General features: G+C 53.1%; 14 protein-coding genes. 8 read left to right on the top strand and 6 right to left on the bottom strand.

Translation table 11 applies throughout. From position 1 onward, the window contains the following. Nucleotides 1-59: 59 nt before the first annotated feature. The 5 genes from mnmE to rpmH form a co-directional block, all read right to left on the bottom strand. Entirely contained in the window at nt 60-1424 is a 1365-nt protein-coding gene (mnmE, locus tag ABVM99_RS22205) for a tRNA uridine-5-carboxymethylaminomethyl(34) synthesis GTPase MnmE (protein WP_023194492.1), read from the bottom strand. 140 nt (nt 1425-1564) lie between these two features. Then, complete coding sequence (yidC, locus tag ABVM99_RS22200; RefSeq protein ID WP_000378278.1) at nt 1565-3211, bottom strand: membrane protein insertase YidC; 1647 nt, start codon at nt 3209-3211, stop codon at nt 1565-1567. A 2-nt stretch (nt 3212-3213) separates the two neighbouring features. Beyond that, complete coding sequence (gene yidD / locus ABVM99_RS22195) at nt 3214-3471, bottom strand: membrane protein insertion efficiency factor YidD (protein ID WP_001307474.1); 258 nt, start codon at nt 3469-3471, stop codon at nt 3214-3216. After that, nucleotides 3435-3794 (bottom strand): ribonuclease P protein component, encoded by a 360-nt coding sequence (gene rnpA, locus ABVM99_RS22190; protein ID WP_000239725.1) that lies wholly within the window; start codon nt 3792-3794, stop codon nt 3435-3437. The genes yidD and rnpA overlap by 37 nt, the downstream gene beginning before the upstream one ends. A gap of 16 nt (nt 3795-3810) precedes the next feature. Next, nucleotides 3811-3951 (bottom strand): 50S ribosomal protein L34, encoded by a 141-nt coding sequence (rpmH, locus tag ABVM99_RS22185; RefSeq protein WP_000831330.1) that lies wholly within the window; start codon nt 3949-3951, stop codon nt 3811-3813. A 660-nt stretch (nt 3952-4611) separates the two neighbouring features. Here rpmH and dnaA point away from each other — a divergent pair. The 4 genes from dnaA (at nt 4612) to gyrB (ending at nt 10781) form a co-directional block, all read left to right on the top strand. Beyond that, a complete protein-coding gene (dnaA, locus tag ABVM99_RS22180) occupies nt 4612-6012 on the top strand; it encodes a chromosomal replication initiator protein DnaA (RefSeq protein WP_000059093.1) in 1401 nt (466 codons plus the stop codon). Between the two features lie 4 nt (nt 6013-6016). Further along, on the top strand, nt 6017-7117 hold the full coding sequence (dnaN, locus tag ABVM99_RS22175) for a DNA polymerase III subunit beta (protein WP_023194493.1): 1101 nt from the start codon (nt 6017-6019) through the stop codon (nt 7115-7117). A gap of 147 nt (nt 7118-7264) precedes the next feature. After that, entirely contained in the window at nt 7265-8338 is a 1074-nt protein-coding gene (gene recF, locus ABVM99_RS22170) for a DNA replication/repair protein RecF (protein WP_000060081.1), read from the top strand. A gap of 28 nt (nt 8339-8366) precedes the next feature. After that, on the top strand, nt 8367-10781 hold the full coding sequence (gene gyrB / locus ABVM99_RS22165) for a DNA topoisomerase (ATP-hydrolyzing) subunit B (protein WP_000072047.1): 2415 nt from the start codon (nt 8367-8369) through the stop codon (nt 10779-10781). A gap of 338 nt (nt 10782-11119) precedes the next feature. Here the strand turns inward: gyrB and ABVM99_RS22160 are convergent, their stop codons facing one another. Continuing rightward, nucleotides 11120-11812 carry a hypothetical protein gene (locus ABVM99_RS22160; RefSeq protein WP_024146499.1) on the bottom strand — a complete coding sequence of 231 codons (693 nt, stop codon included), beginning with the start codon at nt 11810-11812 and terminating at the stop codon, nt 11120-11122. Nucleotides 11813-12251: 439 nt separating this feature from the next. On the opposite strand from ABVM99_RS22160, the gene yidA reads away from it, so the two are divergent. The 4 genes from yidA (at nt 12252) to ABVM99_RS22140 (ending at nt 16548) form a co-directional block, all read left to right on the top strand. After that, complete coding sequence (yidA, locus tag ABVM99_RS22155; RefSeq protein ID WP_000985571.1) at nt 12252-13064, top strand: sugar-phosphatase; 813 nt, start codon at nt 12252-12254, stop codon at nt 13062-13064. A 201-nt stretch (nt 13065-13265) separates the two neighbouring features. After that, nucleotides 13266-14288 (top strand): hypothetical protein, encoded by a 1023-nt coding sequence (locus ABVM99_RS22150; RefSeq protein WP_000747398.1) that lies wholly within the window; start codon nt 13266-13268, stop codon nt 14286-14288. Next, entirely contained in the window at nt 14285-15424 is a 1140-nt protein-coding gene (locus tag ABVM99_RS22145) for a BamA/TamA family outer membrane protein (RefSeq protein WP_023194949.1), read from the top strand. The genes ABVM99_RS22150 and ABVM99_RS22145 overlap by 4 nt, the downstream gene beginning before the upstream one ends. Further along, a complete protein-coding gene (locus tag ABVM99_RS22140) occupies nt 15421-16548 on the top strand; it encodes a DUF4056 domain-containing protein (protein WP_001258176.1) in 1128 nt (375 codons plus the stop codon). The genes ABVM99_RS22145 and ABVM99_RS22140 overlap by 4 nt, the downstream gene beginning before the upstream one ends. The last annotated feature ends 70 nt before the right edge of the window (nt 16549-16618 follow it).

Below are 16618 nucleotides of genomic sequence, written 5' to 3'. Positions count from 1 at the left end.
TTATCCGGCTTACGGGTTTTGTAGGCCCGGTAAGCATCGCGCCACCGGGCCACACAACGTTATTTACCAATACAGAAACTGGAGAAAATCCGTCCCAGCAGGTCGTCGGAGGTAAACTCGCCGGTAATCTCGCTTAAGCTTTGCTGCGCCAGGCGCAACTCTTCCGCCAGCAGTTCCCCCGCCCATGCGCCTAATAACTGCGCTTTGCCCTGTTCAAGATGGTTAGCGGCTTCCGCCAGCGCCTGTAGGTGACGGCGGCGGGCCAGGAAGCCGCCTTCCATATTGGTATCAAACCCCATGCTCTGCTTGAGGTGGTTACGCAACACGTCGACGCCTTCGCCGGTACGCGCCGAGAGGCGAACCAGTGAGTGACCGTTTACTTCACTAATACCCAACGGTTCGCCGGTGATATCCGCCTTGTTACGTACCACGGTAATCGGTAGATTTTTGGGCAGACGGGCGATAAAGTCCGGCCAGATGTCGGCAGGGTCAACGGCGTCCGTCGTGGTGCCATCCACCATAAACAGCACGCGATCGGCCTGTTCAATCTCCTGCCAGGCGCGTTCGATGCCGATACGCTCAACTTCGTCGCTGGCGTCGCGCAGTCCGGCGGTATCGATGATATGCAGCGGCATCCCGTCGATGTGAATATGCTCGCGCAACACGTCGCGCGTGGTACCGGCGATATCGGTGACAATGGCCGCTTCACGGCCTGCCAGCGCATTCAGCAGGCTGGATTTCCCGGCATTCGGGCGTCCGGCAATCACTACCTTCATCCCTTCGCGCAGCAGGCTGCCCTGGCGCGCTTCGGTTCGCACGGCGTCAAGATCGGCGATGACGCCATTGAGCTGCGCTTCAATTTTGCCGTCAGAGAGAAAGTCGATCTCCTCATCCGGAAAATCGATAGCCGCTTCGACGTAGATTCGCAGGTGAGTAAGTGCTTCCACAAGGTGGTTAACGCGGGCGGAAAATGCCCCCTGTAACGAGTTTAGCGCCGAACGCGCCGCCTGTTCGGAACTGGCATCGATCAGGTCGGCAATGGCTTCCGCCTGGGCTAAATCGAGCTTATCGTTGAGGAACGCTCGCTCGGAGAACTCGCCAGGTCGGGCAATGCGCACGCCTGGAAGCGTCAGGATACGTTTTAACAGCAGGTCCAGGATCACCGGACCGCCGTGCCCTTGTAGCTCCAGCACATCTTCACCGGTGAAGGAGTTCGGGCCGGGGAACCACAGCGCAATACCCTGATCCAGCGCGCTGCCGTCAACGTCTTTAAACGGCAGGTAGTCGGCATAGCGCGGCTTCGGCAGCTTGCCCAGCACCTCTTGCGCAACGTCGCGCGCTTTCAGACCAGAGATACGCAGGATACCCACGCCACCGCGTCCCGGTGGGGTTGCCTGGGCGACGATAGTGTCGTTATGGCTCATGGTTAGTCTCAACTTTGTTGCAATAAAAAAGGCGGTCATATGACCGCCTTTTGATTGTAGGCCTGATAAGCGTTAGCGCCATCAGGCTGACCGGCGCGCCTTGCCGGATGGCGGCTTCGCCTTATCCGGCCTACACCGAATCAGGATTTTTTCTTCTCGCGGCTATGCAGGCCACGCTTCTCCAGACCACGGTAAATCAGCTGCTGCTGAATGATAGTGACCAGGTTGCTGACGATATAGTACAGCACCAGACCTGACGGGAACCACAGGAAGAACACCGTAAAGATGACCGGCATAAAGGTCATGATCTTCTGCTGCATCGGGTCGGTCACGGTGGTCGGCGACATCTTCTGAATGAAGAACATCGTTACGCCCATCAGGATCGGCAGAATGTAGTACGGGTCCTGTGCGGACAGGTCATGAATCCACAGCGCGAACGGCGCATGACGCAGTTCAATGGAACCCATCAGCATGTAGTACAACGCCAGGAAGATAGGCATCTGGATGATCAGCGGGAAGCAGCCGCCCAGCGGGTTAACCTTCTCCGCTTTGTACAGGGCCATCATCTCCTGGCTTTGGCGCTGTTTATCATCGCCAAGACGTTCGCGCATCGCCTGAATTTTCGGCTGCAGCATACGCATCTTCGCCATTGACGTGTACTGCGCTTTGGTCAGCGGGTACATGATACCGCGAACGATAAAGGTAATGATGATAATGGAGAAGCCCCAGTTGCCCACAAAGCTGTGGATCCACTTCAGCAACTTGAACAGCGGCTGAGAGATGAACCACAACCAGCCGTAGTCCACGGTCAAATCCAGGTGCGGTGCAACAGCCGCCATTTTATCCTGAATTTCCGGGCCGACCCACAGGGTGCTGGTCATCGCGCCAGTCTGGCCTGGCTGTACCAGTACCGGCTGCGCTTTATAGCCGATAGCGACAATGCCGTTACCCAGATTGGCGGTGTAGAAATTGTTGGTGCCGTCGTTACGCGGAATCCATGCGGTAGCGAAATACTGCTGCAACATTGCCACCCAACCGCCTTTGGAGCTGACGTTGAGGTTTTCGTTATCGGCAATGGTGTCGAATTTGTATTTCTCATACTTCTCATCCGGCGTGGAGTACGCTGCGCCGCGGAACGTATGCAGCGCAAAGTTGCTGCTGCCGGTGTCGCGATGAGGAGGCAGGTTGACGGATTGTTTTAACTGACCAAAGGTGGAGACTTCCAGCGGTTTTTCGCCGGTGTTCTGCACGCTATAGTTCACGTTAACCGCATAATCGCCACGCTTAAAGACAAACGTTTTGGTAAACGTGTTGCCTGCGGCGTCAGTATAAGTCATCGGAACCTGCAGTTCGTTCTGACCGTCGGCCAGTACAAACGCATCTTTCTCGACGTTGTACAGCGGACGCGGGCCGTTCGCCGGGTTATCCGGGCCGTCACGGCCTGTCAGGCCGCTTTGCGCCTGATAGATAAACTGCGGGGTGGTTTCCAGCAGCTGGAACGGTTCGTTGGAACCCAGTTCTTTCGGGTAAGCCGGGAGCAAGGCCTGCTCGACATCACCACCACGGGTGTTGATAGTCAAATCAAGCACATCGGTTTTCACCGTAATCATTTTCCCCTGGCCACTGGCTGGTACGCCCTGGTCGGCGGCGCTACCCGCTGCGGTGGTCGTTGTCTGCGTGGTCTGTTGAGTCTGAGGTTGCGGATTTTTATCCTGCTCCCAGGCTTGCCAGATCATGAAAGACACGAACAGCAAAGCGATGACTAAAAGATTGCGTTGCGAATCCATCGTTAGTGTTCTCTGGTATCAAATGGTCCGGGCGGGACGGGATCGTCACCACCAGGGTGTAAAGGGTGGCATTTTAATACGCGTTTCACCGTCAACCAACTGCCTTTTATCACTCCAAACCTGCGCAATGCCTCAATTCCGTAGCTTGAGCACGTTGGCGTGAAACGACAATGCGGCCCAAGCAGCGGACTGATCAGGCGTTGATAGACCCGAATAAGGGCTATCAGGACCCGCGAGCCAGGCGACAGTGGCGGCGCCATAATTTTTCCAACGCTTCCGAGAGAGCACGGTTATCGAGGTCGGCAACCCCTTTTTTCGCCACCACCACGAAATCCATTGCAGGAAGTTCATGCTGGCGCAGACGGAAGCTTTCACGCGTCAGACGTTTAATCCGGTTGCGTTCATGCGCACGTCGAACATTTTTCTTGGCGACGGTAAGACCGATACGGGGATGCCCCAGCGAATTCAGGCGGCCGAGGATGGTGATTTGCGGCGTGCCAGCCCGTTGAGGTTGCTGGAAGACGAATGTGAAATGAGCGGGAGTTAACAAACGTAACTCCCTGGGAAATGCGAGCTTAACCACTCAGGGGTTAGCTTTATTACTTGGAAACGGTCAGACGAGCGCGGCCTTTAGCACGACGACGTGCCAGAACCTGACGACCATTTTTAGTAGCCATACGAGCACGGAAGCCGTGAGAACGGTTGCGCTTCAGTACAGACGGTTGAAAAGTGCGTTTCATGGCGATTTCTACCTAAACTTGAATAAATTCACTGACTTTTGCGTATACCCGAACAAACTTTGAACGACTTACGCCACAGTGTGGGTGATTAAAGAGGCCGGATTGTAATAATTGTACACTCCGGAGTCAATTCTCTTTCCTTATTTTCCCGCGATTTTCCACGCCTTTTTGTGCGGAAAATAAGCAGCGTTGACGCCATATGACGGGCATTGCGCGACGGGTGGAGAATTATACGGACTGCCAGGTAAAGCGCAAGGATCGCCCTGGATCTTTATGCGATCTTTTAGGCGTCTGCTCACCTTTACCTATTAATTTTTTCAATATGCGCGCGAAAGCGTACAGGAGTTCCCCAGGATCGATTACACTTATCCTTTCCTGGAAAGTCCTGTGGATAAATCGGGAAGAATCTGTGAGAAACAGAAGATCTCTTGCTCAGTTTAGGCTATGATCCGCGGTCCTGATCGTTTCAAACGATCCTGGTCAGGCATGAACACGGAATCTTTCAGGCTGCGTGAAATCGCGATCGTTTGAAAGATCCGTGAAAACCGCAGACAGCGGTTCGTGCGTCACCCTTCATGCAGGGTCTTATCGACGTGCGCCAACAATCATTAATGTATCAGCCTTTGTCATTTATCGACTTTTGTTCGAGTGGAGTCCGCCGTGTCACTTTCGCTTTGGCAGCAGTGTCTTGCCCGATTGCAGGATGAGTTACCAGCCACAGAATTCAGTATGTGGATACGCCCGTTGCAGGCGGAACTGAGCGATAACACGCTGGCTTTGTATGCGCCAAACCGTTTTGTGCTCGATTGGGTAAGAGATAAGTACCTCAACAATATCAATGGATTACTCAACACATTCTGCGGCGCGGATGCCCCACAACTGCGTTTTGAAGTGGGAACAAAGCCCGTTACGCAAACGCTAAAAACGCCTGTGCATAACGTTGTCGCGCCTGCGCAGACAACGACGGCGCAGCCGCAGCGCGTAGCGCCTGCGGCCCGTTCGGGCTGGGATAACGTACCAGCGCCGGCGGAGCCGACCTACCGCTCCAACGTCAATGTTAAACATACATTTGATAACTTCGTCGAAGGTAAATCCAACCAACTGGCGCGCGCGGCGGCACGTCAGGTGGCGGATAATCCTGGCGGCGCCTATAACCCCTTATTCCTCTATGGCGGCACCGGTCTGGGTAAAACTCACCTGCTGCACGCGGTAGGTAACGGCATTATGGCGCGCAAACCCAACGCGAAAGTCGTGTATATGCACTCCGAGCGCTTTGTGCAGGACATGGTAAAAGCCCTGCAAAATAACGCCATCGAAGAGTTTAAACGCTACTACCGCTCCGTTGACGCATTGCTGATCGACGATATTCAATTCTTCGCCAATAAAGAACGATCCCAGGAAGAGTTTTTCCACACCTTTAACGCTCTGCTGGAAGGCAATCAGCAGATCATTTTGACGTCGGATCGCTATCCGAAAGAGATCAACGGCGTTGAGGATCGTCTCAAGTCCCGCTTTGGTTGGGGGCTAACAGTGGCGATCGAACCGCCAGAACTGGAAACCCGCGTGGCGATCCTGATGAAAAAAGCGGACGAAAATGATATTCGTCTGCCAGGCGAGGTCGCGTTCTTTATCGCCAAGCGTCTACGCTCTAACGTACGTGAACTGGAAGGCGCGCTGAACCGGGTGATCGCCAATGCCAACTTTACCGGCCGGGCGATTACTATCGACTTTGTGCGCGAAGCGCTGCGCGATTTACTGGCGTTGCAGGAAAAACTGGTCACCATCGACAATATTCAGAAGACGGTGGCCGAGTATTACAAAATCAAAATTGCGGATCTGCTTTCTAAGCGTCGATCTCGCTCGGTAGCACGTCCGCGCCAGATGGCTATGGCGCTGGCAAAAGAGCTCACCAACCACAGTCTGCCGGAAATCGGCGATGCGTTTGGCGGGCGCGACCACACTACCGTACTTCATGCCTGTCGTAAAATTGAGCAACTGCGTGAAGAAAGCCACGATATCAAAGAAGATTTTTCGAATTTAATCAGAACATTGTCGTCGTGATCCTATGAAATTTACCGTTGAACGTGAACATTTATTAAAACCGCTTCAGCAGGTCAGCGGCCCGCTGGGCGGTCGTCCTACGCTGCCGATTCTCGGTAACCTGCTCCTCCAGGTAGCGGGCGGTACGCTTTCTCTGACCGGCACCGATCTTGAAATGGAGATGGTCGCGCGCGTTACGCTTTCTCAGCCGCATGAGCCGGGCGCCACTACCGTGCCGGCGCGGAAATTCTTTGATATCTGCCGCGGCCTGCCGGAGGGCGCGGAGATTGCCGTTCAGTTGGAAGGCGATCGGATGCTGGTGCGTTCTGGCCGTAGCCGCTTCTCGCTGTCTACACTGCCTGCCGCCGATTTCCCGAATCTTGACGACTGGCAAAGCGAAGTTGAATTTACGCTGCCGCAGGCCACGATGAAGCGCCTGATTGAAGCGACCCAGTTTTCGATGGCCCATCAGGATGTGCGCTACTACTTAAACGGTATGCTGTTTGAAACGGAAGGTAGCGAACTGCGCACTGTCGCGACCGACGGCCACCGTCTGGCGGTGTGCTCAATGCCGCTGGAAGCGTCCTTACCCAGCCACTCGGTGATTGTGCCGCGTAAAGGCGTGATTGAACTGATGCGTATGCTCGACGGCGGCGAAAACCCGCTGCGCGTGCAGATCGGCAGTAATAATATCCGCGCGCACGTCGGCGACTTTATCTTTACCTCGAAGCTGGTGGATGGTCGCTTCCCGGATTACCGTCGCGTTCTGCCGAAGAATCCGGATAAACATCTGGAAGCGGGCTGCGATATCCTCAAGCAGGCGTTTGCCCGCGCGGCAATCCTCTCGAATGAGAAATTCCGCGGCGTGCGTCTGTACGTCAGTGAGAATCAGCTCAAAATCACCGCCAATAACCCGGAGCAGGAAGAAGCGGAAGAGATTCTGGACGTGAGCTACGGCGGGACGGAGATGGAAATCGGCTTTAACGTCAGTTACGTGCTGGACGTGCTCAATGCGCTGAAGTGCGAAACCGTGCGCATTATGCTGACGGATTCCGTATCCAGCGTACAGATTGAGGATGCGGCGTCACAGAGTGCTGCCTACGTTGTTATGCCAATGAGGCTGTAGAATCTGAAAAGGGGCTGGTTTACTTGCCATTTCGCCTCCCGGCAGTGCTCGAAATGCTCACGTACTTCGTGTACGCTCCGCTTTCTGCGCGCTGGCGGTAGACGAACTGGCTGCGACACACACGCCCCTGGACGAATGTACTAATATATGTCACTGACGCGCCTTTTAATCAAAGACTTCCGCAACATAGAAAATGCGGATCTCGCTTTATCCCCCGGCTTTAATTTCCTGGTTGGCGCCAACGGTAGCGGCAAAACCAGCGTGCTGGAAGCTATCTATACGCTTGGCCACGGTCGGGCGTTTCGCAGTTTGCAGCCTGGCCGCGTGATTCGTCATGAGCAGGAAGCGTTTGTTCTTCACGGGCGCCTGCAGGGCGAAGAGCGTGAGACGTCGATTGGCTTAACCAAAGATAAGCAGGGCGACAGCAAAGTCCGTATCGACGGTACCGACGGCCACAAGATCGCGGAGCTGGCGCATTTAATGCCGATGCAGTTGATTACGCCGGAGGGGTTTACTTTACTCAACGGCGGCCCCAAATACAGAAGAGCGTTCCTTGACTGGGGATGCTTTCACAACGAAGCCGGATTCTTCACCGCCTGGAGCAACCTGAAACGATTGCTGAAACAGCGTAATGCCGCGCTGCGCCAGGTGAGTCGTTATGAGCAATTGCGCCCGTGGGATAAAGAGCTGATTCCGCTGGCGGAACAAATTAGTACCTGGCGGGCGGAGTACAGTAGCGCTATCGCACAGGACATGGCGGATACCTGTCAGCAGTTTTTACCTGAATTTTCCCTGACGTTCTCTTTCCAGCGCGGCTGGGAGAAAGAGACAGACTATGCGGACGTGCTGGAGCGAAGCTTTGAGCGTGACCGTATGTTGACCTACACCGCGCACGGGCCGCATAAAGCGGACTTTCGCATTCGCGCCGACGGCGCGCCGGTGGAAGATACCCTGTCGCGCGGGCAGCTAAAGTTATTGATGTGCGCCTTACGTCTGGCGCAGGGCGAGTTCCTCACCCGCGAAAGCGGGCGGCGCTGCCTGTACCTGATAGATGATTTTGCCTCTGAACTTGACGATGCGCGTCGCGGACTGCTGGCCAGCCGCTTAAAAGCCACGCAATCGCAGGTCTTTGTCAGCGCAATTAGCGCTGAACACGTTATAGACATGTCGGATGAAAATTCGAAGATGTTTACCGTGGAAAAGGGTAAAATAACGGATTAACCCAAGATTAAATGAGCGAGAAACGTTGATGTCGAATTCTTATGACTCCTCCAGTATCAAAGTCCTGAAAGGGCTGGATGCGGTGCGTAAGCGCCCGGGTATGTATATCGGCGACACGGATGACGGCACCGGTCTGCACCACATGGTATTCGAGGTGGTAGATAACGCTATCGACGAAGCGCTCGCAGGTCACTGTAAAGATATCGTCGTGACTATTCACGCCGATAATTCCGTGTCCGTAACGGATGATGGCCGTGGCATTCCGACCGGTATTCACCCGGAAGAAGGCGTCTCGGCGGCGGAAGTGATCATGACCGTTCTGCACGCGGGCGGTAAATTTGACGATAACTCCTATAAAGTCTCCGGCGGTCTGCACGGCGTGGGCGTCTCGGTAGTCAACGCTCTGTCGCAAAAACTGGAACTGGTTATCCAGCGAGATGGCAAAATTCACCGTCAGATCTACGAGCACGGTGTGCCGCAGGCACCCCTGGCCGTCACTGGCGATACCGATAAAACCGGCACGATGGTACGTTTCTGGCCGAGCCACGAAACCTTCACCAACGTCACTGAATTTGAATATGAGATCCTGGCGAAACGCCTGCGTGAACTGTCATTCCTGAACTCAGGCGTCTCCATCCGTCTGCGCGACAAGCGCGATGGCAAAGAAGATCATTTCCACTACGAAGGCGGCATCAAGGCTTTCGTTGAGTACCTCAACAAGAACAAAACGCCGATCCACCCGAATATCTTCTACTTCTCCACCGAAAAAGACGGTATCGGCGTGGAAGTAGCGCTGCAGTGGAACGACGGTTTCCAGGAAAACATCTACTGCTTTACCAACAACATTCCGCAGCGCGACGGCGGTACCCACCTGGCAGGCTTCCGTGCGGCGATGACCCGTACGCTGAACGCCTACATGGACAAAGAAGGCTACAGCAAAAAAGCTAAAGTCAGCGCCACCGGCGACGATGCCCGTGAAGGTCTGATTGCGGTGGTTTCCGTAAAAGTGCCGGACCCGAAATTCTCCTCGCAGACCAAAGATAAGCTGGTCTCTTCCGAGGTGAAATCGGCGGTAGAACAGCAGATGAACGAACTGCTGAGCGAATACCTGCTGGAAAACCCATCTGACGCGAAAATCGTCGTCGGCAAAATTATCGACGCCGCGCGTGCGCGTGAAGCGGCGCGTCGCGCCCGTGAAATGACCCGTCGTAAAGGCGCGCTCGATTTAGCCGGTCTGCCGGGCAAACTGGCGGACTGTCAGGAACGCGACCCGGCGCTGTCCGAACTGTACCTGGTGGAAGGGGACTCCGCGGGCGGCTCTGCGAAGCAGGGGCGTAACCGTAAAAACCAGGCGATTCTGCCGCTGAAAGGTAAAATCCTCAACGTCGAGAAAGCGCGCTTCGACAAGATGCTCTCCTCTCAGGAAGTGGCGACTCTGATCACCGCGCTGGGCTGCGGTATCGGTCGCGACGAGTACAACCCGGACAAGCTGCGCTATCACAGCATCATCATCATGACCGATGCGGACGTCGACGGCTCGCACATCCGTACGCTGCTGTTGACCTTCTTCTATCGTCAGATGCCGGAAATCGTCGAGCGCGGCCACGTTTACATTGCCCAGCCGCCGCTGTACAAAGTGAAGAAAGGCAAGCAGGAACAGTACATCAAAGACGACGAAGCGATGGATCAGTACCAGATTTCCATCGCGCTTGACGGTGCGACTCTGCACGCGAACGCTCATGCGCCAGCGCTATCCGGCGAAGCGTTAGAAAAACTGGTCTCTGAATATAACGCCACGCAGAAAATGATTGGTCGTATGGAGCGTCGCTTCCCGAAAGCGCTGCTCAAAGAGCTGGTGTATCAGCCAACTCTGACCGAAGCCGATCTTTCTGATGAGCAGACTGTAACGCGTTGGGTGAATGCGCTGATTACCGAGCTGAATGAGAAAGAGCAGCACGGCAGTCAGTGGAAGTTCGATGTTCATACTAATACGGAACAGAATCTGTTCGAGCCGATCGTTCGCGTGCGTACGCATGGTGTGGATACCGATTATCCGTTGGATCACGAGTTTGTGACCGGCGCGGAATATCGTCGTATCTGCACGCTGGGCGAGAAGCTGCGCGGTCTGATTGAAGAGGACGCGTTTATCGAACGCGGCGAGCGTCGCCAGCCGGTAACCAGCTTCGAGCAGGCGCTGGAGTGGCTGGTGAAAGAATCACGTCGCGGTCTGGCTATCCAGCGTTATAAAGGTCTGGGTGAAATGAACCCGGATCAGCTGTGGGAAACCACCATGGACCCGGAAAGCCGCCGTATGCTGCGTGTGACCGTCAAAGATGCGATTGCTGCCGACCAGCTGTTCACCACGCTGATGGGTGATGCCGTTGAGCCTCGTCGTGCCTTTATCGAAGAGAACGCCCTGAAAGCAGCGAATATCGATATTTAATATTCCCGCGTAATCTCTCCCTTATATAAGGGAGAGATTTAGTCTGTAGGTTGAGGGGAGCGAATCCCAACATTTAACAGCGCCTGGAAGGTTTGTCAGCAGTCTGAGATTTAGTAACGCATTGGGGGTAGTGAGTGCAATACAATAACGTATCCTATAACCACTATAAGTAATGTTATAACTAATATTTTAAATAATGTGTTCATAATATATCCTTGATGTATTTTCCATTGTTTAGCATTAAAGATACGTTGTTGGTTGGATAGAGTATTTACTCCGCCATCCGACAAGGTGAGGCTGACATAGAATGCCTGAATACATTCAGGCATTCTTTATTATTAGTAGCGCATCGCCGGTAAAGAATTCATGATAATAATATAGCCAATTGCCTGGAAGGGCGCAGTGATAACATCGCCAATAATAGAGAATGGCATTAATAAAACCTTAGCCGAGAAATGCTTCTTATCACGTGTGAAATTTATTTTATGGGAAGATTTTAGTAATATTTCATTTTCATTACCGGCATCTTTGGGTTGGATTTTTCCTGCTAACGTAAAATAAAAAGGACTGCCAGGATCGTTTTCATGTACATAAAATGCCTCTCTGACTTTTGATTTTTCTTCTTCCGTCAAAGACTTATAACTGTATCTAATATCTGAAGGGCGGACGCAATGAAACTCATTTTGTTTGTTCCCTTTTTTACTATCGGTAGAACAGTAAAGCTGTTTGGAAAATTCGATAATTCTTTTATCGATATGAGGATTATTCAGTAAAGTGACGAAATTTCTGGTTGTTGTGTTGATATTATCATCTTTTATATCAAGTTGATAATTATTGTCTTCACCAACAAATGTCCACGTTTCCTCTCCGTTTGTGGTCGTTGATGGTTTGATACTTTTTATTTCATCTGTTTTCCAGACTTCTGTCGTGGGTGCGCTTTCCGTTTTTATAGTATCGAGTAAAGATGACGTCATACAACCGCTTAAAAAATAACTCATGGCAATGGCTGATATTATTTTAATTATTTTCATGAATGTATTCCTTACATGTCATATTCGTTATTATTACCACGCCGCTAATTTTATTGCTATTTTTTCTATCTGCGCTTTCTTACCGGTGTGCCGTTTAATCGAAAGCTGTGTTATTTTTATTTTTTTCAGAGAGTACTAACGGTAATTGTCATCAAATTATTCATTCCTCAAATGGTTTAACGGGACACTCAGTCTCTTTTTCTTCTATAGACGGTGAGTTTCCCAATAACCTCCTTTATTTTGCTGTATGTTATTGCCTGATAAATCGGTCAATGCACAATAGAAGCAACCATTGTAAAGACCGTTAAACTCCTCATCATGTCGGACAAAAGAGGAATCCTTTTTCCAGAGTTTATCCCCCTTTATCCCTGACTCTTTTGCTGTTTTTTGAGCGGAATCGCGTTAGCATGAGTCAGGACTCATTTAATGCGGGGATTTCATGGCTATCAAACTTATTGCTATCGACATGGATGGCACCCTTCTGCTGCCCGATCACACCATTTCTCCGGCGGTTAAAAACGCGATTGCCGCTGCGCGTGAAAAAGGGGTAAATGTGGTGCTGACCACAGGCCGTCCGTATGCGGGTGTGCACAGTTACCTGAAAGAACTTCACATGGAACAGCCCGGCGATTATTGCATCACCTATAACGGGGCGCTGGTGCAGAAAGCAGGGGACGGCAGTACGGTTGCGCAAACGGCGCTCAGCTATGATGACTACCGTTACCTGGAAAAACTGTCCCGTGAGGTGGGTTCTCACTTCCACGCATTAGACCGAAATACGCTTTATACCGCTAACCGCGATATCAGCTACTACACGGTGCATGAGTCGTATGTGGCGACCATTCCGCTGGTATTTTGTGAAGCAGAGAAGATGGACCCGAACACCCAGTTCCTGAAAGTTATGATGATCGATGAGCCTGCCGTTCTCGACCGGGCGATTGCGCGTATACCGGCAGAGGTGAAGGAAAAGTATACCGTGCTGAAAAGCGCGCCGTACTTCCTTGAAATTCTCGATAAACGGGTTAATAAAGGCACTGGCGTAAAATCACTGGCCGAGGCGCTGGGTATTAAACCAGAGGAGGTGATGGCGATTGGCGATCAGGAAAACGACATTGCGATGATCGAATACGCCGGCATGGGCGTGGCAATGGACAACGCCATTCCGTCGGTCAAAGAGGTGGCTAACTTTGTGACTAAATCGAACCTTGAAGATGGTGTTGCCTGGGCGATTGAACAACATGTTCTGTCCTGATTCACTCCGGCCCGATCGCCGTCGGGCCGATAGTTCCACTCATGAAGCTAATGTGTTGCAACAAAGACGTTGTAGAAAATAGTTTTTTATTTCAAAAGATTAATTCGCACAGAAATCCCGCCCACCAGGCGACGATTACTATATTCTCCCTCCTCCTTTCGATCCGGCGGCGCTTCTCGCCAGAATAAACGCTTCATCATTATGAAAAAACGCTCCCTTTTGCTGTTGGCGCTGCCCGCTATGGCTTTTTCTACCTGGGCGGCTACCAGCCCCCCGGCGAACCTGTCGCCTGTTTATAGCTATCAGGATGACGTCCCATCTGCTGCCACACCGCCAGTCGCGACAACGCCGGTGGCAAAGCCTGCCAGTACATCAGTGTTGCCTTTTCTGGGTGATGAAGCCCGAAAGCGTGGCTATGAGCTTCCCGAGCCATTTGGCCTCAATATTAACTACATGAATATTGGGCAGAATATTAACGTTGATAGCATCAACTTTAATGGCCTGGCTTTAGGTCCCAACGGGGGAATTCCATTAGATAACGCATTTAAAATTAACGTCGGTCATACCCGTGAAAAGAGCAAGACCGAAACGGTCAAGCTGGATGCCTGGCTGCTGCCATTTATGAATGTGTACGGCCTGGTGGGCTATACCGATGGTCATTCCATTTCGCAAATTGGTGTTGGGTTGATGACGAAAAATGGCCACGTTTTTCATCCCGCCGATCTGCAAAACCTCAAGTTTAAACTCGACTTTAAAGGCACTACCTATGGCATCGGCACCACGCTGGTCGGCGGCGTAGGTAACTGGTTTACCGCTGTTGATGCTAACTACACCCAGACACAGTTCGATATTCTTGATGGCAGCATCGACGCCTTTACCGTCTCACCTCGCGTTGGTTACCGTTTTACCACCCCGGGTATAGATAAGATGCATCTGCCGTCGGGCAAGCTAAACGTCTGGGTCGGCAGCATGTATCAGGATGTGCAGCAGGAGTTTAAAGGCAGCCTCGACGACCTGACCATGCCGTCAGCGACGCTACAAAGGCTGGTGAGTATGGCTAACTATAACAATAACGGCCGCTTTGACGTCAAACAGCATCTACAATCACCGTGGAACATGCTGCTGGGCGCTCAGTATGAAATAACCCGCCATTTCAACGTTACCACTGAGTTTGGCTTTGCCGAGCGCAATAGCTTCTTTGTGGCCGGTGAGTACCGCTTTTGAACCGCTGCCATTGCCGACTGTTGCTTTGCGTCGCCGGTGTGCTGTCCGGCGTGGCGCAGGCGGCGCTGCCCAGCCGCAGTCAGGTGGACGGCTGGCTACAACAAATGGGGGATAGCGATACTTACGATGCCGCCAAAGGCGTCAACTGGGGAGTAATGCCCGGGCCATTTTATACCCCTGAACTGGGGTTGGGCATCGGCACCGCCATCGTCGGTATGTATCGCCCCGATCCTGCCGATAAGGTTAGCCAGGTATCCACGCTGTCGCTGAGCGGCTATTTTAGCTCCACAGGCGCTTTTGGCGTAAGCCTGCAAAATTACGCTTTTTTCGCGCAAGATCGCTGGCGTTTCTTCCTCACTGGCGCATTGAGCGACACGCCCACTTACTATTGGGGACAGGGTTTTGCCGCCGGTGATAAAGACAGCCATAAGCAGGCCTATACTGCGCAGGTGCTGGATCTGCAACCCATGCTGTATCGTCGGCTGGTCAACAATATCTATCTTGGCGTTGGCTGGACGCTGGATATACAGCACGCCGCGCAAATTGATGAGACCGATCCGCCCAAAATTCAAAGTACAGCGCAGGGCTGTTCTTCACTGAGTAACGGCGGTAGCGTTGAGATTAGCTGGGATGATCGTGATTTTATACCTAACCCACGCAAAGGGCAGTATGCCACCCTTCGCTATACCCACTTCGCACCGGACGTCGGTAGCGATACGCGGTTTGATGAATACCAACTGCACTATAGTCGTTACCATGCCGTCAATGATAAAGATGTGCTGGCCTGGGAAGCTGACGGCGCCTTTACCCAGGGCGACGTGCCGTGGAATATGCTGCCGCTGCTGGGCAGTAACCATCGTATGCGCGGCTATTATGAAGGGCGCTATCGCGATAAAAATGCTATCAGCGGTCAGCTGGAATATCGCCATAAGCTGAGCTGGCGGCATGGCGTTGTCGGTTGGGTGGGCGCGGGCACCATGGGATCGTCTTTGCACCATCTGGATGACGGGCGATGGCTGCCTTCTGCGGGCGTGGGCTATCGCTTTGAGTTCAAGCCGCGCGTCAACGTGCGGCTGGATTACGGCGTGGGCAAAGCTAGCAGCGGTTTTTATTTTCAGGTAGGAGAAGCATTTTGAGGTCCGTCGTTCGGGTTATCTTTCTGGCGCTGCTGTTTCTGGCGGGGAGCGCCCGCGCCGCCTTACCACTGACGCTCTATCTGTCCACTCACCCAACGCCTGCTGCCAGTGAAGCCTGGCCGACGATGCCGCCGCAGCCGCTGCCAAAGGGGTTGCGGCCGTGTTGTGCTTTTGGTTACGACCTGCATGCCGAGCTGCTGGGACTGCCGGTTCCGTTCTATCAGTTAAATAACGTCGTGACGGTGGACTCGCTGGGGCATCATCAGTACAACGACCATCTGTACTCGGGCGTGGCAAACCTGATTGGCCTTAGCGGTGAGAATAACGGTATTGTGTATACCTTGCGTGGCGGATTCATCGACACCGCACATGTGCGGGATACCGCTGATATGACAGTGTATATCTTCAGCCAACTACTACCAAAGCTGGGGCAGGCTTTTACGCTGAATCTGGGCGAGGAGCTGGCCGAACGGCGTCTGGTTTTTACTGCTTTTACCCCTCCGGTCGATGCACGCGAGCGTTACACGCTGGCCGCCTGGCTGTCGGCGCATCTGGCGTTCCAGGTGGCGGAGTGGCACGAAATCGCCCAATGGTACGGTTTCGAGTCTGTTCGCGGATTTTCTGAGGGAGTATCGGCCTTTTCGCCGGAAGATCTCTATTCTAACCTCGCGGGTGCCCGTCTGGCGGCGTCTTTAATTGTCGGCGGCCAGACGAAAACGCAAGAGATGTACAACACGGCGATGGAAACCGCGCTGCGGCAAGCGCTGACGCAGCTGGCAGCGCAGCCGGCGCAGATCACCCGTTTTCAGTTTGATATGCTTGATGGCCGTTGGTGGAACAGCCAGCGGCGGGTACCGGAAAAATATCTGGTGCTGCATCGTAATTATCAGATGGGCGATGACCGCCTGCCGACCGCTATTCCTGGCGAGATAATGCCGCTATTGCCGCTGAGCTTGCCCCATTGCTGGCGCGGTATCCAGCTTAGCACGCTGGCGCAACTACAATTGTGGCCCAGCGAGGATATGGCGCAGCTACCGCCTCCCGCGCACTATTACAGCGAAAAAGATTTTGCCGCCCTGGCGGAGCAGGCACGGCTACAGGACGAAAAAACACAGAATCATTAAACAGGCAGTAGCCGTAGGCTATTTCCCTCTTATACCCTCGGCGTACTGTTTTATGTCCTGATCACTGGCG

The organism is Salmonella sp. SJTUF15591 (genome assembly GCF_043356435.1).
GTDB lineage: Bacteria > Pseudomonadota > Gammaproteobacteria > Enterobacterales > Enterobacteriaceae > Salmonella > Salmonella enterica.
Note: the sequence above shows the minus strand (reverse complement) of the source record. Positions and strands in the feature narration are given on the sequence as shown.

What these genes read in the sequence shown, in the direction of transcription:
- yidD (WP_001307474.1), bottom strand. Translation starts at nt 3,471, where the DNA reads ATGGCGCCGCCACTGTCGCCTGGCTCGCGGGTCCTGATAGCCCTTATT.
- yidC (WP_000378278.1), bottom strand. Translation starts at nt 3,211, where the DNA reads ATGGATTCGCAACGCAATCTTTTAGTCATCGCTTTGCTGTTCGTGTCT.
- recF (WP_000060081.1), top strand. Translation starts at nt 7,265, where the DNA reads ATGTCACTGACGCGCCTTTTAATCAAAGACTTCCGCAACATAGAAAAT.
- yidA (WP_000985571.1), top strand. Translation starts at nt 12,252, where the DNA reads ATGGCTATCAAACTTATTGCTATCGACATGGATGGCACCCTTCTGCTG.
- mnmE (WP_023194492.1), bottom strand. Translation starts at nt 1,424, where the DNA reads ATGAGCCATAACGACACTATCGTCGCCCAGGCAACCCCACCGGGACGC.
- ABVM99_RS22150 (WP_000747398.1), top strand. Translation starts at nt 13,266, where the DNA reads ATGAAAAAACGCTCCCTTTTGCTGTTGGCGCTGCCCGCTATGGCTTTT.
- dnaN (WP_023194493.1), top strand. Translation starts at nt 6,017, where the DNA reads ATGAAATTTACCGTTGAACGTGAACATTTATTAAAACCGCTTCAGCAG.
- gyrB (WP_000072047.1), top strand. Translation starts at nt 8,367, where the DNA reads ATGTCGAATTCTTATGACTCCTCCAGTATCAAAGTCCTGAAAGGGCTG.
- rpmH (WP_000831330.1), bottom strand. Translation starts at nt 3,951, where the DNA reads ATGAAACGCACTTTTCAACCGTCTGTACTGAAGCGCAACCGTTCTCAC.
- ABVM99_RS22160 (WP_024146499.1), bottom strand. Translation starts at nt 11,812, where the DNA reads ATGAAAATAATTAAAATAATATCAGCCATTGCCATGAGTTATTTTTTA.